The following is a 23,437-nucleotide window of genomic DNA, read 5'->3' on the forward strand; positions in this document are numbered from 1 at the left end:
CATGCCTGCACTCTGGATTGCCCACGTGACCGTAAGCGATGCCGAAGCCTATGGGAAATACGCGGAATTGGCCGGTCCGGCCATCGCGGCCCATGGCGGTACATTCATCGCGCGCGGCGGTCGCTATGTTCAGCTTGAAGGAAAAGAGCGGCCTCGAAACGTTGTGGCGCGCTTCCCTTCGGTCGAGTCGGCGGTGGAGTGCTATCACTCTGACGCGTACCAAGAGGCGCTGAACCATGCGCGCGGCGCATCCGAGCGCGAACTTTTGGTGGTCGAGATCACCGAGTGAGATCTTTGGCCGAGCTGCGCCGGTCCTTTGCGGGACCGGGGCGGCTGGACTGGATCGGCCTGCGACCTGCTCGCAAGGCTGATCTGATCGCCGTCGACAACGCGGTGGTCGGATTGGACGGTCTGGCCGGAGATCACGGTCGCCCCGGCAAACGGGCGGTGACGCTGATTCAGGCTGAACACTTGCCAGTCATTGCTGCATTGGTCGGTCGCGGGACGCTTGCGCCCGAAGTGCTGCGCCGAAATCTCGTGGTGTCCGGCATCAACCTGACGGCACTTCGGGAATTTGGCCTGAGGATCGGAGAGCTTCGACTGAAATTCGAATGCCCCTGTGCGCCTTGTTCCCGAATGGAAGATCTGTTGGGCCCCGGCGGCTATGTCGCGATGCGTGGGCATGGGGGCTGGTGTTGTTCCGTTACGGAACCCGGCGAAATCCGCCTTGCGGATCCGGTGCTGCCCGATTATTGATGCCTCATAGGCATCTTTTCGCCCGCAGAACTGCCGACTTGGGCGGTCTCCTGCCGCAAAACTTTCCCGCACTTTTTGAATCAGAGTGATTCGTGCGACATTCCGTCCAAGCCTTTGTCGATGGGTGGATTTTTTTCGATATCGTGAATTGTTCCCGGATTGGAAATCGAAGACAACGGTCCAAAGCTCTGGACCGTTGCAAAACTATGGCACCTCCACAACAGAATCGCTGATTTGGGCAGGAAAATCGGGGCTTAACTCGAATTTGCTCCGCCAAGTCAGGAATTCCTGTCGCGCCGTCGCGATTTTCTTGGCTAGAGTTTGGATACCTTCAATTTTCTTGGGAGAAAGATCATGAAAAAAGTTCTTGCCGGCGCACTCATCGCAGCCGCTTTCGCAGCACCCGCCATGGCCTGGGAAGGCAAGGTTGTCGCTTGCTACGACAAGGTCTGGGTGCCGGCCAAATATGAATACACGCACAAGCTGATCATGGCGGCCCACACCGAGTGGGAATACAAGAACGGCCAGATGATCAAGGTCCACTACCCGGCCGTCTACAAAGAGTCCAAGCATATGGTGAAGGCAGGCCATTACGTGGCCAAGAAAGCCGCCTGCAAATAATCGGCAGAGACACTCATGAGAAAGGCGCGGGGACTGCCACCCCGCGCCTTTTTCATTTCGGTTCGGCGGAAGAGGCACCTTTATTCAAAGGAGATCCGCCTTTCCTGACACCCGGCCGGACAATTATGGTCTGGCCGGGGTCCGTTCATCAGGCGCCGCGTGCTGCGCGCTTGCGTTCGTGCGGGTCGAGATGCCGTTTGCGTAGACGGATCGCGTTGGGCGTCACTTCGACCAGTTCGTCGTCATTGATATAGGCGATGGCCTCTTCAAGGCTCAGCGTTATCGGCGTGGTCAGACGCACCGCTTCGTCCGAGCCCGAGGCCCGCACGTTGGTCAGCTTCTTGCCCTTCAGCGGGTTGACCTCCAGGTCATTCTCGCGCGAATGCTCGCCAATGATCATGCCCGTGTAAACAGGGGCCTGCGCGCCGATCATCATCTTGCCGCGGTCTTCGAGGTTCCACAGCGCATAGGCCACGGCCTCGCCGTTTTCCATCGAGATCAGAACGCCCGCGCGGCGGCCCGGGATGGCGCCTTTGTGCGGGGTCCAGCCGTGGAAAACACGGTTCAGAACACCGGTGCCGCGCGTGTCGGTCAGGAATTCGCCGTGATAACCGATCAACCCGCGCGAGGGCACATGCGCGATGATCCGGGTCTTGCCGGCACCCGCCGGACGCATTTCCACCAGTTCACCCTTGCGCGCGCCGGTCAACTTTTCGATGACCGAGCCCGAGTATTCGTCGTCCACGTCAATCGTGGCCTCTTCGACGGGCTCCAGCATCTGGCCGTCTTCTTCGCGCATGATCACCTGCGGACGCGAAATCGACAGCTCAAAGCCTTCGCGGCGCATGTTTTCGATCAGCACGCCCATCTGAAGTTCGCCGCGGCCGGAAACCTCAAAGGCCTCGCCTCCGGGGGTGTCCTTGATGCGGATCGCCACGTTGGTTTCGGCCTCTTTATACAGTCGGTCACGGATGACGCGGGACTGCACCTTTTTGCCGTCGCGACCGGCCAGCGGGCTGTCGTTGATGCCGAAGGTCACGGTGATGGTCGGCGGATCGATCGGCTGCGCTTCAAGCGGTTCGTCCACGGCCAGCGCACAGATGGTGTCGGCCACGGTCGTCTTGGTCATACCGGCAAGGCTGACAATGTCGCCTGCTTCGGCTTCGTCGATGTCCTGCTGTTGCAGACCCCGGAATGCCTGAATCTTGGTCACGCGGAACTGTTCGATCTTTTGCCCCACGCGCGAGATTGACTGAACCGTCTGGCCCACCTTGCAACGGCCGGATTCGACACGACCGGTCAACATGCGACCCACGAAGGGGTCGGACCCCAGCGTGACGGCCAGCATGCGGAAATCGTCGTCCCGCTTCTTGACCTGCGCGGGGGCGGGCACGTGGTTCACGATGAGGTTGAACAGCGCGTCAAGGTTCTTGCGCGGTCCGTCCAGCTCGGCGTCACACCAGCCGCTGCGGCCCGAGGCATAGAGATGCGGGAAGTCCAGCTGGTCCTCGTTGGCATCAAGGTTCGAGAACAGGTCGAACACTTCGTCCAGCGCGCGATCCGGTTCGGCGTCGGGTTTGTCGACCTTGTTCAGCACGACGATGGGACGCAGGCCCAGTGCCAGCGCCTTGGAGGTCACGAACTTGGTCTGGGGCATCGGCCCTTCGGCCGCGTCCACCAGCAGTACGACGCCATCGACCATCGACAGGATGCGTTCCACCTCGGCGCCAAAGTCGGCGTGGCCGGGGGTGTCGACGATGTTGATCCGCGTGCCTTTCCATTCGACCGAAGTCGCCTTGGCAAGGATCGTGATCCCGCGTTCGCGTTCAAGATCGTTCGAGTCCATTGCCCGTTCGGCCACGGCCTGATTGGCGCGAAATGCGCCGGATTGCTTCAGCAGCTCGTCCACCAGTGTCGTCTTGCCGTGGTCGACGTGAGCAATGATCGCGACGTTGCGCAATTCCATGAGACGGTTCCTTTGTCCGGAGTTGGCGCGGAACTAGCCGGGTAAAGGCAAAAAGACCAGAGCCAATGTGCCGCAAGCCTGTTGCAAGAGGGGAACGGGTCACGCCTGCGAGAGCCAGAGAGGGAACCGGCAAGGCTTTGCCGGGTGCAGGGCAGGGCTCGGCGGGCTTTGGCCGTTGACGCCCGGGCAGGCGGTTCAGGGCGGAACAACATGCGGTCTGCTCCGTTGAAACCGCATCACGGGTCGTTACTTGCGGCCCAGACATGACGCGCTGCGCAGATGCAGCGTACGGAACCAGAAAAGGAGACAGTCATGAAATCGAGCATCTTTACCGTGATCGCCGCAACCACGGCTTTTGGCGCCGCTCCTGTCCTTGCGGGCAGCATCGACAACACGCCGGTTGATCCGGTGCTTGTTCCGGCCGCCCCGGTCGCACCTGCCGCGCCGGTGACGGGCGACTGGACCGGTCCCTACGCCGGTTTCAGCTATGGCAACATGAACACCCAGACTGGCGGCACCAGCAATAACGGCGGCGTATTCGGGGTCTATGGTGGTTATGACTATGACTTCGGCAAATACGTGCTGGGTGGCGAATTCGAATACCAGGACGGCAACGACTATTCGATCAACGGCGTGGACGTTGACAACGTGATGCGGCTGAAGGGTCGTGCCGGTGTCGATTTCGGCCAGACGCTGGTCTACGGCACCGCCGGTGTGGCGCGCATCGATTCCTCGATCGGTGATGCGACCGGTCCGGTCGGCGGCGTTGGTGTCGAATACAAGGTCAACGACCGCTTCTCGATCGGTGGTGAAGCGCTGGCGCATCGTTTCGAAGATGTCGGCAATACCGGTGTCGATCTCGACGCGCAGACCTATTCGTTGCGGGCAACCTTCCGCTTCTGATCTTCCCCCACAAGAGAGCGGAAGGAATGGCCCCCCGGAGCGTGCTCCGGGGGGCTTTTTCTTATTGGGGCCGGATCAGTGAACCGAGCTTTTGGAGAACAGGTGGATCACCAGGATGCCCGCGATGATCAGCGCCAGCCCCAACACGCCTGCAAGGTCCAGCCGCTGTCCGAAGAGGACGATGCCGATGACCGCGATAAAGACGATCCCAAGCCCGGACCAGATGGCATAGGCGATGCCCACCGGGAAATACTTCAAGGCGATGCCCAGCAGGTAGAAGGCCGCCCCATATGCCACGATAACGATCAGCGTGGGGCCAAGCTTGCTGAACTGCTGGCTGGCCTGCAACGCGGTGGTGCCGATGGTTTCGGCAAGGATCGCGCAGGCGAGGATAAGATAAGGCATGAGGGGACTCCGGTAACTGTCGGGGCAGGGGTAAAGCCGGGGGAACGCCGGGGCAAGCAAGTGACCGGTGCGGGCAGGAAAAAGGCCCCGGACCAGAACCGGGGCCTGTCCTTGTTGGGTGATGCGGCTCAGCGCGGCAAGTGGATCGGGAACCTGTCGCGGATGGCTGCGTCCAGCGCCGGATTGAATTGCGACGCGGCCGGGACGGAGAGGATCTGATCCTTGCGGGCGGTGGCCTTTTGGATCAGGTCGGGTTTGCCTTTCTCTTCCCATTCGCGGGGAGAGGACCGGTCGCCGAAAACCGGGTAGACATGGTCGCGCTGCATCCGGCCAAGGGTTTCATCCGTCCCAAGGTAGTGGCCCGGCCCCTTCAGGCAGACCTCGCGCATCTGGTCCAGCGCCAGCGTTGTGTCATCCACCTCGATCCCGCGCACACAGCGCAGCGCCTGACCGATCAGGTCATCCGCAAGGATCAGGCTTTCGTGGCAGAACCCCAGCAAAGAGGCATGCATGCCCGCGGCTTCGTAAACCATGTTGGCCCCGGACAGGCCCGCCATAACGTTCGAGCACATCTGTTCCCAACCGGCCTGCATGTCCGGCAGCTTGGAGTCTGAGGCGCCGCCCGCAGTTCCGCCGGGCAGGCCGTAAAAATCGTGCATCTGCGCGCAGCCAGAACTCAGCAGGGCCTGTTCGCCCGATCCCACCGACATGGCCCCGGTGCGCAGATCCAGCCCAAAGGGCCAGGTTCCAAAGATCGCCGGATGCCCCGGGGACATGGCGTTGACATAGACAACCCCGGCAAGGCATTCGGCCACCGCCTGAACGATAGCCCCTGCCACGGTCGACGGGGCTGTGGCCCCGGCCATGCCGGCGCTCAACAGAAGGACAGGCATCCCGGCACGAATGCAGGATTCCATCGTTTCGCAGCTTTCGGTGGCGAATTTCATCGGCGGGACAACGAAACAGTTCGAATTGGACACAAAGGGCCGCGCCCGCCATGCCGCTTCGCCGCCTGCGATCATGTGCAGCAGTTCGATACAATCCGCCACGTAGGCCGGGTCCGAAAAGGAGGTGCCAATATGTTTCGTGGTGCCGGAACAGCAGGCATAAACGGTGTTCAGGTCCATTTCGCGGTTGTTGGTGATGTCGCGCGCCACCATCGGGCGCTGAAGGAAATGCACATTGTCCAGCACATGGGTGATCCGCGCCGCGTCATGCAGATCTTGCAGGGTGCTTTCCCGGTAGCTGCGGCCTTCGACATCGACCATGTGAACCGCTGCGCCGGCGGTCCCATAGTGAACCCGCTGCCCCGATAGATCGAGATCAAAGCGCGGGTCGCGGCCGGTCAGGGTGATCTTGCGCGCGGCCTTGGCCAGCATATCCTCGACCAATGCGCGAGAGAACCGCAGGCGGCCATCTTCGCCCAGGGTCGCGCCGGCCTTTGTCATGATCTCGATACCGGACGGAGGCGCATCGGCAAGGCCGATCTCCTCCAGAGCGGTTAGCGCGGCCTCGTGGATGCGCTGGACCTGCGCATCGGTCAGGGGGCGGTAGTTGCCGCCGCTCATCCCGGCACGGATGGGGCGGACGTCTTCGGAAAGGGCGGTGTTACGTGCGGCGACGCGGGCGGCGCGGCCTCCGCTGCGGCGGGTCATGGGGGCAGTCATCTCTGGGACTCCGGAACAGGTGGACGTGGGAACTCAGGCTGTCGGCGGGTGTTCCGGGCGGCCGCGCGCGGCCCGGCCACGGCGTGCGCCGATCTGCAGCAGGATCCGGGAAATGACCGCGTGTTCCACATTCATGACGATCAGCGTGGCGGCGGGAACCGGCGCTGTCTGTACCGAAAACGACGCGGTGTCGTTTTTGGTCCGGGGAGAGAATACTTTCAATTTTACCGAAGGTTAATCGCGCGTAAATGCCCCGTGCCTAGTCTCCGGGCACGCGAACCAACACCGGAGATCATCCAATGACCCGCAATTTTCTTTTGACGGCGGCCTTTGTCGCCACTGCCTCCATGGCCGGGGCGGTCGAACCCCACGCGGCGATGCAGGCCTATGTCGACAGCGATATCATGACATGGGCGCATGAGGCGGTCATCGTAGACGCAATTGCCGCCCAGAACGCGCAGACCGCCGGGTATGACGCCGCGCGGATCGAGTCGCTGGACCAGACATGGCGGGCCGAGGTGGGCACCGGCTCGGACCTCGTGGATGGCGTCTTGATGAACGCGGCCGCCGATTTCCTGCGGACCCGGATCGAGGCGAGCGGCGGCATGATCACCGAGGTCTTTATCATGGATGCCCATGGTCTGAACGTGGCGGCATCCGGTGCCACCTCGGACTACTGGCAGGGCGATGAGGCGAAGTTTCAGGAAACCTTCCCCAAGGGGGCCGGGGCCGTGCATTTCGGCGAGGTCGAGTTCGATGAATCCAGCCAGACCTACCAGGCGCAGATTTCGATTACGATCACCGATCCGGCCAGCGGCGCGCCCATCGGCGCGATGACGATCGGGATTGATGCCGAAGCGTTGATGTAAGGCGCGGGCAGGGCGAAGAGGCAAACAGGCAAGGGGCGCGAGCATGACACAGGACAGCGGCAAGGCGAAATCGGGGGCGGGTCTGCATTCGGTCTTCGTCAGATGTGCGGCAATCATGGCGGTCACGACGATCGTGGTGGCGGCAGTGTTGTCGATACAGGCGACCCGGTTGATCCACGGTCTCGCGGTCAAAGGCGTTGTGGGCCAGGCCGTCCGTACCGTGGAAATGAGCGCCGATGCCTTGGTCAAGCCGATCCGCTTCAAAGCTCTGCCAAAACTGGAAGAAGAGGTCTCGGCCGCGATGGATGCGGCCGGGAACAGCGGGCTTGGCATCCTTGTCCTGAATGCCGAAGGCGAACGGCTTGCTGCGCGGGGCGAAGACCCGGTCGTTCTGGACCAGATTCAGGCGCTGGCGGCGTCGGTTCTGTCCAGCGGAACCCGGCAAAACACGCATGACGGGCTGTGGTTGGCCGAACCGGTCATGGCCGGGGCCGATGGTCCGGTGATCGGTGTGCTGGCCATGGCCTGGAACGCGGATGCGGCGCTGGCCGCGGTGCGGTCGGATGTGATTGTCATGATCCTGACCGCAGCGGGCGTTTTTGTTGCCATGCTGCTGGCGACCTTGGTCCTGTTGCAACGCAGCCTCGGACGCCCGCTTGCCAATGTGACACAGGCGGTGAACCGCATTTCACGCGGCGATTATGACACGGGCATCGGAATGGCCGGGCGACGCGACGAATTCGGGACAATTGCCGCCCATATGGAGGAACTGATCGTCGCCCTCCGGGATGCACGCGACGCCCAGGAGGCCCGCAGCCGTGACATGGAGCACCAGGTCGAGATGGTGCGCCATCTGGGGACGGCGCTGGACCTGCTGGCCGATGGCGTATTGAACCGTGAAATCGACGCAGAGTTCCCCGAGGAATATGCCGCGCTGCGGACCAACTACAACCGCGCCATCGCCAGCCTGAGGCGCGTGGTCGACGATGTCTCGATAAGCGCGGGCAGCCTTCTGGACAATGCCAACCAGATCGCCTCGGCCTCGGATGACCTGTCGCGGCGGACCGAAACGCAGGCCGCGACGCTGGAGCAATCGGCGGCGGCATTGGAGGAACTGCTCAGCAGCGTCAGCGCCGCGGCGGAAAACGCCCGTAGCGCCGATGAACAGGTGCGCCTGACGCGCGAGATCGCTGAACGCAACGGCGAGGTGATGAAGTCCGCGATCGAGGCCATGGGGGCGATTGAAAAATCCTCGGATGAGATCGGCGCCATCACCAATGTGATCGACGACATCGCCTTTCAGACCAACCTGCTTGCGCTCAACGCCGGGGTCGAGGCCGCGCGCGCAGGTGAATCCGGCAAAGGCTTTGCCGTGGTCGCCACCGAGGTGCGCGGTCTGGCCCAGCGCAGCGCCGCCGCGGCCCAGCAGATCAAGGACCTGATCTCGGGCGCGGGGGAGCAGGTGACCAGCGGTGTCAAACTGGTCGAAGAGGCGGGCGATGCCCTTGGCGATGTCCTGAGCCGGGTGGCAGAGGTTTCGACTATGGTCAGCGGGATCGCCAACAGCGCCGGCGAACAGGCGCAGGGCCTGCAGGAAATCAACGTCGGGGTGTCGAACCTCGACCGGGTCACCCAGCAGAATGCCGCCATGGTCGAAGAGGCCACTGCCTCGGCCCATATGATGCGCAGCGACGCCGGCGCTCTCAGCGAAACGGTGGGCCGTTTTTCGACCGGAACGGATAAGGCAGCGGCCCAGCCTGCCGAGCTTCGGGCCAAGGTCGCCTGACCCGGAAACGCCCCGGCCAACCCGGGGCGTCCTTGGGCATTCGGCGGTTCCGGAACCGATGGGAAACCCGGCAGCGTTGTGCATCTGTCCCGGAAACCAGCCCAAAATTTGTGCATTTGCCCAAGTCTGTCACCCGCTTGCGGCATTGCCGGGCGGAATGGGCTTTGACCGACGCTGCGGCTTTACTTCCTTTCCTGCGGGCGCTTGTCTGATCGGACAAGCACAACCGGGACAGACAGGAACACCATGGCGATCACGGCGAGCATCCGGCATCTTACGCATTACAAATACGACCGTCCGGTCACGCTATCGCCACAGATCATTCGTTTGCGCCCGGCCCCCCACAGCCGGACCCGAGTGATCAGCCATTCACTCAAGGTGGAACCGGCGGGGCATTTCGTGAACCACCAGCAGGACATCTATGGCAACTGGATGGCCCGTTTCGTCTTTCCCGAACCGGTGACCGAATTCCGGGTCGAGGTCGATCTTGTCGCGGATATGACCGTTTACAACCCGTTCGATTTCTTCGTCGATGAGGTCGCCCGCGAATGGCCCTTCGAGTACCCCGAAGAAATCGCCGAGGACCTTGCCGTCTATCGCAAGACAGAGCCGCTGACGCCCTTGCTAAGGAAATGGGTCGCCAGCGTTCCGCGCAAAAAACAGGTCACCATCGACATGCTGGTGGACCTCAACCGCCGCTTGGAACAGGACGTCGAATACCTGATCCGGATGGAACCCGGGGTTCAGGCACCAGAAGAAACACTGGAAAAGAAATCCGGGTCCTGCCGCGACAGCAGTTGGCTGTTGATCCATATCCTCCGGCACTTGGGGTTTGCGGCGCGTTTTGTCTCGGGCTACCTGATCCAGCTGAAACCGGATCTGGAGGCGCTGGATGGGCCTTCGGGCACGGATCATGACTTCACCGATCTGCACGCATGGTGCGAGGTCTACCTGCCCGGCGCGGGCTGGGTTGGGCTGGACCCGACCAGCGGGCTTTTGACCGGCGAAAGCCATATCCCGCTCGCCGCCACGCCCCATTATAGCAACGCCGCGCCCATCGTTGGCGGCTTTAGCGGGCATAAGGACACCGAGACCGAATTCGATTTCGCGATGGAGGTGCATCGCGTCGCTGAACACCCGCGCATCACCAAACCCTTCTCGGAAGACAGCTGGGACGCGCTGGATGCGCTTGGTCGCAAGGTCGATGCCGAGATCAAAGCGCAGGACATGCGCCTGACCATGGGCGGTGAGCCGACCTTTGTATCCATCGATGATTTCGAAAGCGCCGAGTGGAACACCGGAGCCGTCGGACCACAGAAACGCGCGCTGGCCGATGACCTGATCCGTCGCTTGCGGGATCGTTTCGCTCCCGGCGGTTTCCTGCATTTCGGACAGGGCAAGTGGTATCCCGGCGAAACCCTGCCGCGCTGGACGTTTTCGTTGTACTGGCGGCGCGATGGCAAGCCGATCTGGAAGAACCTTGACCTGGTGGCGAGGGAAACCGCCAAGGGTGCCACCGCCGAGGATGCCGAAACGTTCATGACAGGGTTCGCCAAGGCGCTGGATATCGGAACGGAATACGTCCAACCCGCCTTCGAAGACCCGGCGGTCTGGATCCTGAAAGAGGCCGAACTGCCGGAAAACGTCACGCCCGAGGATTCCCGCCTCAAAGACCCCGAAGCACGGGCCCGCATTGCTCGTGTCTTTGAACGCGGGCTGGACCGGCCCGCCGGGTTCATCCTGCCGATCCAGCGTTGGCAGTCGCGGGCCTTTGGGCGCAACTGGCGATCGGAGCGCTGGCGCACGCGGCGCGGCCATCTGTTCCTGATCCCGGGCGACAGCCCCGTCGGGTTCCGCCTGCCTCTGGGCACGTTGCCGTATGTCAGCCCCTCGGCCTATCCCTATGTCTATCCGACAGATCCGACAGTGCCTGTCGAGGATCTGCCGGAGTATCATCAGATGGATGAAAAGCGGCAGGCGCTGTTCGCGGAACTGCGCAAGATCGCGCAGGAAGAGCGCGCGGTACTGCCCGAAACCACGCCGGGCCGGGAACAGCCGGTCACGCGGCTGCGCGCAGATGAACCGGCAGAGGCCCAGCGCGAACAGGCGGTGACACCGGAGGGCGGCGTGGTGCGCACGGCCATCGCGGTCGAACCGCGCGATGGCAAGCTGTGCATCTTTATGCCGCCGGTCGAGGCGCTGGAGGATTACCTCGAACTGATTTCAACCGCGGAACAGACGGCCGAGGCGCTGGATCTGCCGCTGCATATCGAAGGCTATACGCCGCCGCATGACTCGCGACTGAACGTCATCAAGGTCGCGCCCGATCCCGGCGTGATCGAGGTGAACGTGCATCCTGCCTCCAGCTGGGAGGAATGCGTCGACATCACCAGCGCCGTCTACGAGGAAGCCCGCCAATGCCGCCTTGGCGCGGACAAGTTCATGATCGACGGCAAACATACCGGCACCGGGGGCGGCAACCATGTGGTTGTCGGCGGGGCGACGACCATGGACTCGCCCTTCCTCCGGCGGCCGGACCTGTTGCGGTCACTGATCCTGTACATGCAGCGGCATCCGTCGCTGAGCTATCTGTTCTCGGGCACCTTCATAGGTCCGACCAGTCAGGCCCCGCGGATTGACGAGGCGCGCCACGATACCCTGTATGAACTGGAAATCGCGCTGTCGCAGATTCCCGATCCGTCCGAAGGTGAACCGCCGCAACCGTGGCTGGTGGACCGCCTGCTGCGCAACATCCTGATCGACGTGACGGGCAACACCCACCGCGCCGAAATCTGCATCGACAAGCTTTATTCGCCGGACGGCCCGACCGGGCGGCTTGGCCTGGTGGAATTCCGCGGGTTCGAGATGCCGCCCGACGCAAGGATGAGCCTTGCGCAGCAGGTTCTGTTGCGGGCGCTGCTGGTGCGGCTGTGGAAATCCCCGGTCAAGGGGCAGCCGGTGCGCTGGGGCACCACGCTGCATGACCGGTTCATGCTGCCTGAGTTTGTCTGGCAGGATTTTCTTGATGTTCTGCGCGACCTCAAGGAGCACGGGTTCGACCTGCGTCCCGAATGGTACGAGGCGCAGCGCGAATTCCGCTTTCCCTTTGCAGGCGAGATCGAGGTCGAGGATGTCCACCTTGAGGTGCGGCAGGCGCTGGAGCCGTGGCATGTGCTTGGTGAACGCGGTGCCATTGGCGGGACCGTGCGTTATACGGACAGTTCCGTGGAACGGATGCAGGTGCAACTGACGGCGCTGGACCCTAGCCGTTATGTCGTCTGCTGCAACCAGCGGCAGGTGCCGCTGCATGCCACCGGGACCAGCGGGCGCAAGGTGGGCGGCGTGCGGTTCAAGGCATGGCAACCGGCCGAGGCCTTGCATCCTGTGCTGCCGGTCAATGCGCCATTGATCTTCGATATCTTTGACACCTGGTCGGGGCGTGCCATCGGCGGGTGCACCTATCATGTGGCGCACCCCGGCGGGCGCAGCTATGATACCTTCCCGGTCAATACGAACGAAGCGGATGCCCGCCGCCTGGCGCGGTTCCAGAAATGGGGGCACACGCCCGGAACCTACTGGCCGGCTACTGAAAACCCGCACCCGGAGTTCCCGATGACCCTGGATCTGCGCCGCGCGCCCTGGATCTGACAATGGCCGAGACCGGCGCCGCCGATGCGGCGCGCAAGGCGCCGCTTGACTTCTACCAGCCACTCGACGGAGTGGCGGATGAACTGCTGCGCCCGGATGGGAGCCTGCGCCCGGTCTGGCAACCTATGATCGACCACCTGGCCGGGCGCGCCACCGAACAGGTGGCGCAGGATTTTGCGCGCGGTGATCTCTATCTACAGGACGCAGGTGTCTATTACCGGCAGTACACCGGTGATGAATCCACCATGCGTGGTTGGCCGCTGAGCCATATTCCCGTCATCATAGGCGAGTCCGAATGGAACGGATTGGCCGAAGGCATCGCTCAGCGGGCCGAACTGTTGGAACGCACCATGGCCGACCTTTATGGTCCGGCCGATCTGGTGCGGCGGGGCATCCTGCCGCCGCAACTGATCGCGCGCAACGCGGAATGGCTGCGTCCTCTGGTCGGTGTGAAACCGCGTTCGGATCATTTCCTGCATTTCCTTGCCTTCGAGATAGGCCGCTCGCCCGATGGCAGCTGGTTGGTGCTGGGCGACCGGGCACAGGCTCCCTCCGGGGCGGGTTTTGCGCTGGAAAACCGGATGGCCACGCAACGGGTGTTCACCGACCTTTATACCGAGGCCAATGTACACCGGTTGGCTGGGTTCTTTCGCACCTTTCGTGACCGGCTGACCCAATTGCGCGGCCCCGAACAGGGGCAGGTCGCCATCCTGACCCCGGGCCAGCACACGGATACCTATTTCGAACACGCCTATATTGCCCGCTACCTTGGGTTCCTGCTGCTGGAATCCGAGGATCTGGTCAGCGTCGACGGCAAGCTGATGGTGCGCACGATCAACGGCTTGGAACCGGTCAGCGTTCTTTGGCGCAGGCTGGATTCGCGTTTTGCCGATCCTCTGGAACTGGACGAAAGCTCGGCCTTGGGGACGCCCGGAATGGTCGGCACCCTGCGGTCCGGGGCTGTGACCATGCTCAATTGTCTTGGCTCCGGGGTTTTGGAGGCGCGCGCGCTGATGGCCTTTATGCCGCGCATCGCCGAGGCGCTGCTGGGCGAGCCGCTGAAGCTGCCGAATATCGCAACATGGTGGTGCGGTCAGGCCAGCGAACGCGCCTATGTCAGCGAAAACCTCGAGCGCATGATGATCGGCCCCGCGCTGTCGACGCATCTGCCCTTTGATATCGACAGTTCGACCGCACTTGGCGGGCGTTTCCGTGACAGCGCGCGCGGCCCGGTGCGTGAGTGGCTGGACAAGAACGGCGGCGCGCTGGTCGGGCAAGAGGCCGTAACCCTGTCGACCACGCCTGCGATGATCGACGGCAAGCTGTTGCCACGCCCCATGGTGGTTCGCGTCTTTGCCGCTCGCACGGCCGAGGGCTGGACCGTCATGCCGGGGGGATATGCGCGTATCGGGCGGACCAATGATCCCACCGCACTGGCGATGCAGAATGGCGGCTCGGTCGCCGATGTCTGGGTGGTCAGCGATACGCCGGTCGAAGTCGATACACTGTCGGGGCAACAGCCCGGGCCGTTCATCCGGCGCATGCCGGGGCGGCTTCCGTCACGGGCGGCGGACAACCTGTTTTGGCTGGGCCGTTATGTCGAACGGGCGGATTTCACGGCACGGACCCTGCGGGCCTATCACCTGCGGCTGGAGGACAATGGCGGCACGCCGATGCCGGTCTTCGATCAGCTTGGCCGCTTTCTCGAGGGGCGCGGGCTGTATCTGGCGCAACCCATGCCGGACCTTTTCCTGAGCCTGCTGGACAGCGCGCGGGGCTGTGCGTCAAAGGTGCGCGACCGGTTCTCTGACGATGGGTGGTACGCGCTGGACGAGCTTGAGGCGGCGGCCCGCGATCTGGCCGGGGTGGTTGCGCCGGGGGATGTCACGGGCCGTGCCCTCAGCCAGCTTTTGCGCAAGCTGGCCGGGTTCGCCGGTCTGGTGAATGACAATATGTTCCGCTTTTCCGGCTGGCGCTTTATGACCATGGGCCGTGCGCTGGAACGCGGGGTCCAGATCTCGGACCTGCTGTCGGTCTTTGCCGCCAGTGGCGTTCCGCAAGGCAGCCTTGATGCCGCGCTGGAAATCGGTGACAGCGTAATGACCCACCGGCGGCGCTATTCGGTGCAGACAAACCGGAACACGGTGATCGACCTCTTGGCGCTGGACCCGGAAAACCCGAGATCGGTGATCTATCAGGCGGCGGTGCTGCGGGACCAGCAGGGGAAATTGCCCCGGCGGACCAAAACCAGCCAACTGACTGTCGTGGGCCGCCGAATCCTGCGGGTTCATACCGAATTGTCGGTCCTGACACCCGAGGAACTGGACAGCGCGGCGCTGGCGAAACTGGCCGATGATCTTCAGGCGGTCTCGGACGCCATCCACACGGAATACATGGGGTAGCGGCATGCTCTACGATGTCACCTTGGCTGTCCGCTATGCCTACAACCAATCCGCGGCGGCGGCGCGGATGCATCTGCGTATGATGCCCGGAAGCGGTCCGGCGCAGCGTTTGGTTTCGGGCCTGCTGGAGGCCGATCCCATGCCCGGATTCCGGCGTGACCGGATCGATTTCTTTGGCAATGCCCTGACTGAAATCGCCTATGACACACCCATTGACGAGGTGAGCTTTCGCTTCAGCGGGCGGATCCGCCGCAATGAGTTGCCACAGGAACTGGACCTGTCCTGTGCGCTGAGCGACATGCGCCGGGAACTGGCCGAGGTGGCCTCGTTGTCATCGGATGCGCCGCATCATTTCCTTGGCGCTTCAGATCGTGTGGTGCCGGTGCCGTCGATCACGGCCTTTGCACGCGGGATCACGCGGCCGGATCAGCCTGTCCTGTCGGTGGTTCAGTTGATCTCACGCGCGTTGCATCAAGAGATCACCTTTGATGCCACGGCCACCGATGTGACCACCGATCCGGCCGAGGCCTTTGCCAACCGTCGGGGCGTCTGTCAGGACATCAGTCACATTATGATTGCCGCCTTGCGCGGCATCGGCGTTCCGGCGGGCTATGTCTCGGGATTCTTGCGGACCGAACCCCCGGAAGGTCAGCCAAGGCTGGCCGGAGCGGATGCCATGCATGCCTGGGTGCGGGCCTGGTGCGGGTCCGAGATGGGCTGGATTGAGATCGATCCCACCAATGACATGCGGGTGGGCGCCGATCATATCAGCGTGGCGCACGGCCGGGACTATGCCGATGTGGCGCCGGTCAAGGGGTCGTTGCGCAGCTCGGGTCTGCACAGCACGGCGCATAGTGTCGACGTGGTCCCGGTTTCGGATCGCGGTCCGGCCGAGTCCGCAGGGCGCAGCACGACCGACTGAGCGCCAAGGCCCGGATCAACGGAAAGGCGGAGCATACATCAGGCCGCCGTCCAGCCAAATGCGGTTTTGCGCGCGCTCGATGTTCAGCCCGCTGCCCGCGCCGAAATGGCGTTCGTAGATCTCGCCATAGTTTCCGACGGCAAGGATCGCCTGCAAGGCCCAGTCTTTGGGCAGATCCATCATCGGGCCAAGATCGGCTTCGACCCCCAGAAGCCGCCGGGTTTCGGGATTGAAAGAGCGAAGCCCCGCATCGACATTCAACTGTGTCAGGCCCAGTTCCTCTGCAGCGATCAGCGCAAAGATCGTCCAGTTCACAAAGTCGCGGAAGTTCTCGTTGCCCGGCATGACGGGACGGATCGGGACAACCGGGGATTCGACCTCCTGAAAGATTTCATAGCGCGACCGGTCGCGCCCGGCCGAGGCCAGCCCGGCGGCCAGCCGACCGGCATCGCCCACAACGCCGCCGCATTTCCCCTGGCTCATTGCCTGCATCCCCGAAATGGCATCGGCCACCGGAACAAGCGTCGAATCCTCTGATCCGAACAGGTGGCGGGCGAAAAGGCGGGAGTGCCCCGAAACCAGCGCACAGATCGGCAATCCCGATTGTTTCAGTGTATCCTCATGGCTGCCCTTGGGCAGGATCGCCCCGTAAAGAGGGTACATCAGCGGAACGCCACGGATGCTGCCGGCCTGAAGGTCGCCGCTCAGGTCATTGCTGAGCGCGGTGGGGATGATGTCCGCCCGTTCGTCGGCAAGCATTTTGGCCCAGTCGTCATCCGCGCCGATCACATAGTCGACGCGATCGGAATCCTTGAAGATGGCGGCCGCCAATGCGCGACATATGTCAGGCGCGAAACCCACGCGGCGGCCTTGTTGAAGGCTGCTATAGGGGGGCAGCGCGTCATGCACTCCGCAGCGCAGGGTTCCGCGCTGACGGATCTCTCGCACCGAGATTGAACTCGTGCGCAGGCGACCGGCGCGGCGGTTGTCCGTGGGAACGTTGGTCAGGAAACTCACCGGGTGCAGGCCGCCGGCATTGGACGTGAGGTTGAGCCCAAGCGGCAGACCAAGTTCCTCCGACAGGTTGCGTTCGAATATCTCTGTATAATTGCCGGTCGCTGCGGTGATCCGCAGCATCAGGTCATCGGGCAGGTTGAAGGCCCGTCCGCCCAATGCCACCGTGCCAAGATCTGCGCCATCCGGTTCGTTTTGCAGGTAATCCACGATTTCCGGGATGGTATCCTTCTGCAACTCCATCTGTTCGGACAGAAGAAGGGCCTGGATCACGCCGCTGACCAGATGTGTCCATTGCGGGTCGCCGTGACGGACCAGCGGTCCCAAGGGTTCTTTCGAGATGATTTCCGGCAAGATGATGTGATCGCCCGGGGCACCGAAGCCGCGGCGCATCACGGCCAGACCGGTGGCATCGCCGGTCAACACATCGCAGGCCCCGGCCAGGTACTGCTGTTCGGCTTCGGCCATATTTGCAACGGGCTGCGGTTCATAGATCATGCCGTTGGCGCGGAAATACTCGGCAACCGCCAGTTCCGAACTCGTGCCGGTACGGAGACAGACGACGGCACCGTCCAGATTGGTGGCCCGGTCAATACCCAGAGAGCGAGGTGCCATGAAACCCTGACCATCGAAATAGGTGATGCCGGGGTAATCGAACTTCAGGTCCACGTCGCGGCTGAACGTCCAGCTTGTATTGCGCGACAGGATGTCGATTTCGCCCGAAGCCAGCGCGACAAACCGGTTTCGCGCGCCAAGCGGCACGAATTGCACCGCGTTAGCATCATCCAGAACCGCCGCCGCCACGGCGCGACAGACATCCACGTCCAGACCTTGCCATTGGCCAAGATTGTCGGCGAAGGAAAAGCCGGGCAGGCCGGTGCTGACACCGCAGACAAGATAGCCGCGCGCGATCACGTCCGCCTGTGTCCGGCCACCGTTTCGGGCCATGGTCTCCAGCTCGGCGCGGGTGATCGGAGCCATGAGCTTGGACGGCGGGGAAACCAGCGGCGTGGGATCGGCAAAACTTGCCGATACCGGAGCTTTGGGTTTGGGCGCGGGTTTCGTTGCAACCGGTTCAGATGTTTTCGGTGTCGTTGACCGCAGACGGGTCAGAACCTCGGCGGCTTTGGTCGCGGCAGCGCGGCCGACATGTGCGCGGGTGATCTGTTCCAAAGCGGCGATCTGGGCCGTGCGATCTGCCAGTAGCAAGGCATTGGTCAGCGCCGTATTGGCTGCGGTTTCCGCGTCACGCAGGGCGGATTCCGCCTCGAACAGGGCCAGTTGCACCTGAAACCCGAAGGCGGTTCCGTCAAATTCGCTCAACAGGGAGCGGAGCGCGTCAAGGTCTCCATCTGCCTTGGCTCGGTCCAGCCGGGTCTGCGCCTGTGCATCGCGGTCGCGGCTGGCAAGGTCGCTTTCCAACCGGCTGGCGGCGGCCAGCGCCTTGTCGGCGGCATCGGTTCCGGCGAACTGGCTGATGACGCCGCGCAGGGCCGAGATCCGGGAGCGAAGGTCGGCGGTCAGCAGTGCATCGGACAGCGCCTGCGCCGCCTGCGTTTCCCGTGCGCTTGTGCTGTCCCCGGCCAGCCGGTCCAATGCCATGGTCGCCTTGGCCGCGGCTTCGCTGTTCGGGAAACGGTCGATGACGCGGCGCAGGGCCTCGGCCTGTCGGGTTGGATCAAATATCAGCAACGCGTCGGTCAGCGCGCTGGTGGCCGCATCGCCGCCGCCGCCCGCTGCCTCGGGCGTCACGATCTCGAACCCGAGGTCCAGTGCCTGATTTATCAGCGCAATTTTGTGGCCGCTGTTGAAACTGTCGCCAGAGGGGCGCAACCCGCCCTGATTGTGTAGAGCCACCACTGCCAGCGTGCGGGCATCCAGCAGCAGAGAGCCAGAAGACCCCCCCGTGCTTTCGCAGCTGTGCCGCAGAGGTGAGCGTTCGGGCGGAATTTCGGCCTGACGCCGGTGCACCTGACAGGTGCCGGTGGAATATTGCTGAGGTTCGCCAGCAGGGTGGTGGATCATCCGCAGTTCCTGAAAGGGATCCACGCTGGGCATCATCTTCATCGGGACATGGCCGCCAAGGTCGCCGTTCGGATCACCGCCGATAACCTGAAGCACCATGGCATCCAGCTTTTTGTCCAATTTCAGTTCGCGCGGGGACACAAGATAGGTGCGCACCGCACCCGTGTCGTCCTTGGAGGTATAATTGAAATTGACCCGTGCCTCGCGGACAATGCTGAACCCGGCGCGCACCAGATCGGGATCGTAGAAACAATGCACGTTGGTCAACAGCCGGTTGTCCGGCAAGAGCGTGGCCGTGCAATTGCCCAGAAACGGGCTGTTCAACGTAAAAGTGCGACCGCCGCGCGTGATCTCGCGGGGTTTGCCATCGGGGGTGACAAGGCAGGTTTGCAAGCGACCGATGTGCCGCGCCACCTTCTTTACGTCCGACGGCGCGCGGTTGATCGATAACCAGAAGCCGCGCTTTTGTTCGCCGTCCACCACCATCGACTGGAAAGCCGAGCTTTGTGCGTCGATTTCAAAGCCGAAACCGCAGTCCGCGAGGCCCTGCGCCTGTGCGGACGGCGCAAGGCCGATAGCAAGGCAAAAGGCGGGAATCCATCTTGGCACGGGCGCTCTCCCCTGGTCCTGTCGCTGCGTCAGTCTGGCATGGCGACCGCCAATCGGGCAAGCGCGCAGGCCGCTTGGGGCCGGGCAAAGGGCAGGGCGCGGGCGTCGCGGCTGGTTTGCGGCGGCGGTTCTGCATAGGCTTGGCCCGAACCGAAGGCGGAGAACAGGCATGAGCTTTACCACACGGCCGGAACTGACCGGCACCTTTGGCATGGTGACGTCGACCCATTGGCTGGCCAGCGCGGCGGGCATGAAGATGCTCGAGGCGGGCGGCAATGCCTTTGACGCTGCCGTGGCGGCGGGGATGGTGCTGACAGTGGTCGAACCGCATCTGAACGGGTTGTTGGGGGATATGCCCGCGCTGGTCTGGCCGGCCGGGACCGACGCGCCGGTGATGATCTGCGGTCAGGGCACGGCACCGGCCGCCGCGACCGTGGCACATTACCGGGCCGAGGGGCTGGACCTGATCCCCGGATCCGGCCTGTTGGCGACCGTGATCCCCGGCGCGTTCGATGCGTGGATGGTGATGCTGCGCGACCATGGCCAGATGGAATTGCGCGATGTGCTGGCCCCGGCGATCCACTATGCCGGGGCAGGCCATCCGATCCTTGCCCGCGCCGCCGGGGTGATCGCCGACCATGCCGATCTGTTTCGCAAGGAATGGCCCAGTTCAGCAAGGGTCTGGCTGCCGGGTGATGCACCGCCGCCTCCGGGCGGCCTGTTTCGGAACCCCGACCTTGCCGCGACACTGACCCGGTTCTGCGACGAAGGCGCGGGCCCGGCTAGCCGCGAGGCACGGATCGACGCGGCGCGGCGCGCCTTTTACAGCGGGTTCGTGGCCGAGGCTATCGACGACTACCTGCGCGATGCTTGCGTCATGGATGGCACGGGGCAGCGGCGGCGCGGTGTTCTGACCGGTGCGGACATGGCCGCATGGCAGGCCACCACCGAACCCGCACTGGCGGGCGAATATCACGGCTGGCGGGTCTGGAAAGGGGGTTTCTGGACACAGGGGCCGGCGTTGCTGCAATGCCTGAACATCCTGCGGCACACCGGAATAGAGGCCACCGGCCCGCGCGAGGCCGAGTTCCTGCACCTTGTTGTCGAGGCGATGAAACTGGGGTTTGCCGACCGCGAGGCCTATTACGGCGATCCGCTGCACGCAGCGATCCCCGGCGAGCGGTTGTTGTCCGACAGCTATGCCGGGGAGCGTGCCGCGCTGATCGGCCCTTGGGCATCGCTGGAACAGCGCCCGGGGCGGGTGCCGGGTCTGGAGCATCTGGCCGACGCTTTCGTGGCACGCGCCGCCCGGGCGACGCCCAAGGGCACAGGCGCAGGCGGCGGCGAACCCACGATGGCCCATCTGCACCCCAGCGAAGGCGATACGGTGCATCTGGACGTGGTGGACCGCTGGGGCAATATGGTGTCGGCCACGCCATCTGGCGGCTGGTTGCAATCCAACCCGGTGATTCCGGGGCTGGGTGTGCCGCTGAACAGCCGCGCGCAGATGTTTTGGCTGGACGAAGGTTTGCCAACCACGCTGGCACCGGGCCGGCGCCCGCGAACCACCCTGACCCCGTCCATGGCGCGCGCGCCGGACGGCACGCGGCTGGCCTTTGGGACGCCCGGAGGTGACAGTCAGGACCAGTGGCAACTGATCCTGCTATTGCACCTTGTCCACCATGGGATGTCCCTGCAAGAGTCCATCGACGCGCCTCTGGTCCTGTCCGGACACCTGCAATCAAGCTTTTATCCCCGCGCGGCCGATCCGGGCGCCTTGCTGGCGGAGCCGGGCTTTGACCCCGGCACGATCCAGACCCTGCGTGCCCGGGGCCATCGCGTAACCGAGGCAGAGCCGTGGTCTCTGGGACGTCTGACGGCGGCGGCGCAGGGGCCGGATGGCATCCTGCGCGCGGCGGCCACGCCAAGGTTGATGCAAGCTTACGCAGTGGGGCGTTGATCGGTGTCTCAGCCTGGCTATGGTGCGGCTGACAGCCGGAGACAACAACATGCCCCTGATACGGAGCGCGGAAGATATTGCCGCGGTCGAGGCTGCCGGCCTTGACCGTTTCCTGCCGCACAAGACGCCGTTCGATCTGATCCGCGCAGCACGGGACCGGGATCCGCAGGCGGTTGCGATCCGCTATCTCTGCGATCCTATAGATCCGGCGCGGGAAGTTGTCCTCAGCTACGATGCCGTCGTAACGCGGATCTTGCAGGCGGCGCGGGTGTTTCGCGATCTGGGTGTCGGTCCCGAGGATGCGGTGGGCCTGATGGTGCCCAATTCTCCGGGCGCGCAAGTGGCGCTATGGGGGGCGGAACTGGCCGGTCGGGTCTGTCCGATCAACCCGATGCTGCGGCCAGACCACATTGCCGAATTGCTGCGCGCCTCGGGCTGCAAGCTGGCGCTGGTTCTGGGGGAAAACGACGAACTGCCGCTGTGGGAGCAGATCGTCCCGGCATTGCGCTCCGAGGGTGTTTCGATCCCGTTGCTGGATTGCGAAGGCGCGCAGGCTTCTGTTGGTACCGACGGGTGTTTCGAGACCCTGTGCCAAGCGGCCGCGCCGCTGGATGTGCCCGATGGCGGTGATCCGGGCTGCATCGCGGCCTTGTTTCACACCGGCGGCACAACCGGCGCGCCCAAACTGGTCCGGCACAGCCGCTTGAATCAGGCGCATGTCGGACGCTCTTGTGCGTTGATGTATGATCTTGGCCCGGACGACCGGCTTGTGAACGGCTTTCCACTGTTCCACGTGGCCGGTGCCTTTGTCTACGGGCTGTCGACACTGTCGGCGGGGGCGCAACAGGTGATCCCCGGACGTTTGGGGATGCGCAACCGCGCCTTTGTCCGCTCGATCTGGCAACAGGTCGAACGGTTGGGGATCACGGTGATCGGCGGGGTGCCGACCGTGATCAGCGCCCTGAATGCGGTCCCGCTGGAGGGAGAGATCGCGTCGTTGCGGTTGCTGCTCAGCGGTGGGTCGCCCTTGCCGGCGGAACTGGCGCAGGCTTTCGAGGACCGGACCGGCGTGCCGGTGCGCAATATCCTTGGCATGACGGAATCGGCGGGCTGTATCGCGGTCGAGCCTTTCCACGGCCCGCGTACCGAAGGCTGTTGCGGGTTGGCCTTGCCATTCGTCGAGGTGGAAACCATCGACCCCGATGACCGCCCGTTGACGCCGCAGCCGCGTGGGCAAGAGGGGCTTCTTGCCGTGCGCGGTCCCAATATCTCGCCCGGCTACAGCAACCCTGCCATCGGGCGCGACACGTTCCCCGGCAATGGCTGGTTGATCAGTGGGGATCTGGGCCGGGTGGACGGTGACGGGCGCATCTACGTTTCCGGCCGCGCCAAGGATGTCATCATGCGCGGCGCACATAATATCGACCCGCAGGCAGTCGAAGAAGTCTTTCTGACCCATCCGGCGGTGGCCACCGCGGCGGCCATCGGAATGCCGGACGGATATGCCGGGGAATTGCCGGTGGTCTTTTTGCAACTGGAGACCGGGGCCCATGTGCGGATGGACGAACTCAAGGGCCACGCGCGGGCGCGGATCCCGGAACCTGCGGCCTTTCCCAAGCGGATCGAGATTCTGGACCAGATCCCGCTGACGCCCATCGGCAAGATCTACAAACCGGCCCTGCGTCGGATAGCCTGTCGCTGGGCGTTGGTAAGGGCGGCGGAAAAGGCAGGATTTGTCCTGCCCGATCACGATATCGAAGTGAACGAAGACCTGTTCTGCCGCGTCAGGCTGGCCGAAGAACTTGAACCGCGCTTTCGCGAGGCGGTGCGCGGCATGTCGATCGATCTGACGGTCATCACCTACTAGGAGGTGACGTGCGGGCG

General features: G+C 63.6%; 14 protein-coding genes and 2 pseudogenes. 11 read left to right on the forward strand and 5 right to left on the reverse strand.

Going from position 1 to position 23,437, the window contains the following annotated elements:
• Position 1: 1 nt before the first annotated feature.
• The 3 genes from KJP30_RS02470 to KJP30_RS02480 all read left to right on the forward strand — a co-directional run bounded on the left by KJP30_RS02470 (position 2) and on the right by KJP30_RS02480 (position 1,377).
• The gene (locus KJP30_RS02470) at positions 2 to 289 is read left to right on the forward strand and encodes a DUF1330 domain-containing protein (protein WP_218447424.1); all 288 of its coding nucleotides are present in this window, start codon (positions 2 to 4) and stop codon (positions 287 to 289) included.
• Positions 286 to 756: an MOSC domain-containing protein gene (locus tag KJP30_RS02475; protein ID WP_218447425.1), complete on the forward strand. Its 471-nt coding sequence runs from the start codon at positions 286 to 288 to the stop codon at positions 754 to 756. Before KJP30_RS02470 ends, KJP30_RS02475 begins: the two co-directional genes overlap by 4 nt.
• Positions 757 to 1,110: 354 nt before the next feature.
• The gene (locus tag KJP30_RS02480) at positions 1,111 to 1,377 is read left to right on the forward strand and encodes a hypothetical protein (RefSeq protein ID WP_218447426.1); all 267 of its coding nucleotides are present in this window, start codon (positions 1,111 to 1,113) and stop codon (positions 1,375 to 1,377) included.
• A gap of 148 nt (positions 1,378 to 1,525) precedes the next feature.
• On the opposite strand, the gene typA is transcribed toward KJP30_RS02480, so the two are convergent.
• Positions 1,526 to 3,343 (reverse strand): translational GTPase TypA, encoded by a 1,818-nt coding sequence (gene typA, locus KJP30_RS02485; RefSeq protein WP_218447427.1) that lies wholly within the window; start codon positions 3,341 to 3,343, stop codon positions 1,526 to 1,528.
• Between the two features lie 312 nt (positions 3,344 to 3,655).
• Between typA and KJP30_RS02490 the strand changes: the two genes are divergently transcribed.
• Entirely contained in the window at positions 3,656 to 4,246 is a 591-nt protein-coding gene (locus KJP30_RS02490) for an outer membrane protein (protein WP_218447428.1), read from the forward strand.
• A 75-nt stretch (positions 4,247 to 4,321) separates the two neighbouring features.
• Here the strand turns inward: KJP30_RS02490 and KJP30_RS02495 are convergent, their stop codons facing one another.
• Together KJP30_RS02495 and KJP30_RS02500 are read right to left on the reverse strand one after the other, a co-directional pair.
• Positions 4,322 to 4,651: a DMT family transporter gene (locus KJP30_RS02495; protein WP_218447429.1), complete on the reverse strand. Its 330-nt coding sequence runs from the start codon at positions 4,649 to 4,651 to the stop codon at positions 4,322 to 4,324.
• A gap of 128 nt (positions 4,652 to 4,779) precedes the next feature.
• Positions 4,780 to 6,318 carry a trimethylamine methyltransferase family protein gene (locus KJP30_RS02500; RefSeq protein WP_218447430.1) on the reverse strand — a complete coding sequence of 513 codons (1,539 nt, stop codon included), beginning with the start codon at positions 6,316 to 6,318 and terminating at the stop codon, positions 4,780 to 4,782.
• 299 nt (positions 6,319 to 6,617) lie between these two features.
• On the opposite strand from KJP30_RS02500, the gene KJP30_RS02505 reads away from it, so the two are divergent.
• The 5 genes from KJP30_RS02505 to KJP30_RS02525 all read left to right on the forward strand — a co-directional run bounded on the left by KJP30_RS02505 (position 6,618) and on the right by KJP30_RS02525 (position 15,945).
• Positions 6,618 to 7,187, forward strand: a complete 570-nt coding sequence (locus KJP30_RS02505) for a hypothetical protein (protein ID WP_218447431.1) — start codon at positions 6,618 to 6,620, stop codon at positions 7,185 to 7,187.
• Between the two features lie 43 nt (positions 7,188 to 7,230).
• Positions 7,231 to 8,973 (forward strand): methyl-accepting chemotaxis protein, encoded by a 1,743-nt coding sequence (locus KJP30_RS02510; protein ID WP_218447432.1) that lies wholly within the window; start codon positions 7,231 to 7,233, stop codon positions 8,971 to 8,973.
• A gap of 246 nt (positions 8,974 to 9,219) precedes the next feature.
• On the forward strand, positions 9,220 to 12,621 hold the full coding sequence (locus KJP30_RS02515; RefSeq protein ID WP_218447433.1) for a transglutaminase family protein: 3,402 nt from the start codon (positions 9,220 to 9,222) through the stop codon (positions 12,619 to 12,621).
• Positions 12,622 to 12,623: 2 nt separating this feature from the next.
• A complete protein-coding gene (locus KJP30_RS02520; RefSeq protein ID WP_218447434.1) occupies positions 12,624 to 15,023 on the forward strand; it encodes a circularly permuted type 2 ATP-grasp protein in 2,400 nt (799 codons plus the stop codon).
• A gap of 4 nt (positions 15,024 to 15,027) precedes the next feature.
• Positions 15,028 to 15,945 (forward strand): transglutaminase family protein, encoded by a 918-nt coding sequence (locus KJP30_RS02525; RefSeq protein ID WP_218447435.1) that lies wholly within the window; start codon positions 15,028 to 15,030, stop codon positions 15,943 to 15,945.
• Between the two features lie 1,023 nt (positions 15,946 to 16,968).
• On the opposite strand, the pseudogene KJP30_RS25200 reads toward KJP30_RS02525, so the two are convergent.
• Positions 16,969 to 17,940: pseudogene (locus KJP30_RS25200) on the reverse strand (amino acid ABC transporter substrate-binding protein); the annotation flags it as partial.
• Between the two features lie 879 nt (positions 17,941 to 18,819).
• Positions 18,820 to 19,845, reverse strand: a pseudogene (locus KJP30_RS25205) (trypsin-like serine peptidase); the annotation flags it as partial.
• Between KJP30_RS25205 and KJP30_RS02535 the strand changes: the two are divergent.
• Positions 19,763 to 21,553 (forward strand): gamma-glutamyltransferase family protein, encoded by a 1,791-nt coding sequence (locus KJP30_RS02535; RefSeq protein WP_218447437.1) that lies wholly within the window; start codon positions 19,763 to 19,765, stop codon positions 21,551 to 21,553. The pseudogene KJP30_RS25205 and the gene KJP30_RS02535 sit on opposite strands and share 83 nt — an antisense overlap.
• A gap of 49 nt (positions 21,554 to 21,602) precedes the next feature.
• Positions 21,603 to 23,420: an AMP-binding protein gene (locus KJP30_RS02540; protein WP_218447438.1), complete on the forward strand. Its 1,818-nt coding sequence runs from the start codon at positions 21,603 to 21,605 to the stop codon at positions 23,418 to 23,420.
• Positions 23,421 to 23,437 lie beyond the last annotated feature (17 nt).

It is taken from the genome of Antarctobacter sediminis, from assembly GCF_019218285.1.
GTDB classification, from domain to species: Bacteria; Pseudomonadota; Alphaproteobacteria; order Rhodobacterales; family Rhodobacteraceae; genus Antarctobacter; species Antarctobacter sediminis.

Coding starts and splice junctions, on each gene's coding strand:
- KJP30_RS02470 (WP_218447424.1), top strand. CDS start 2: ATGCCTGCACTCTGGATTGCCCACGTGACCGTAAGCGATGCCGAAGCC.
- KJP30_RS02480 (WP_218447426.1), top strand. CDS start 1,111: ATGAAAAAAGTTCTTGCCGGCGCACTCATCGCAGCCGCTTTCGCAGCA.
- typA (WP_218447427.1), bottom strand. CDS start 3,343: ATGGAATTGCGCAACGTCGCGATCATTGCTCACGTCGACCACGGCAAG.
- KJP30_RS02490 (WP_218447428.1), top strand. CDS start 3,656: ATGAAATCGAGCATCTTTACCGTGATCGCCGCAACCACGGCTTTTGGC.
- KJP30_RS02495 (WP_218447429.1), bottom strand. CDS start 4,651: ATGCCTTATCTTATCCTCGCCTGCGCGATCCTTGCCGAAACCATCGGC.
- KJP30_RS02500 (WP_218447430.1), bottom strand. CDS start 6,318: ATGACTGCCCCCATGACCCGCCGCAGCGGAGGCCGCGCCGCCCGCGTC.
- KJP30_RS02505 (WP_218447431.1), top strand. CDS start 6,618: ATGACCCGCAATTTTCTTTTGACGGCGGCCTTTGTCGCCACTGCCTCC.
- KJP30_RS02510 (WP_218447432.1), top strand. CDS start 7,231: ATGACACAGGACAGCGGCAAGGCGAAATCGGGGGCGGGTCTGCATTCG.
- KJP30_RS02515 (WP_218447433.1), top strand. CDS start 9,220: ATGGCGATCACGGCGAGCATCCGGCATCTTACGCATTACAAATACGAC.
- KJP30_RS02520 (WP_218447434.1), top strand. CDS start 12,624: ATGGCCGAGACCGGCGCCGCCGATGCGGCGCGCAAGGCGCCGCTTGAC.
- KJP30_RS02525 (WP_218447435.1), top strand. CDS start 15,028: ATGCTCTACGATGTCACCTTGGCTGTCCGCTATGCCTACAACCAATCC.
- KJP30_RS02535 (WP_218447437.1), top strand. CDS start 19,763: ATGAGCTTTACCACACGGCCGGAACTGACCGGCACCTTTGGCATGGTG.
- KJP30_RS02540 (WP_218447438.1), top strand. CDS start 21,603: ATGCCCCTGATACGGAGCGCGGAAGATATTGCCGCGGTCGAGGCTGCC.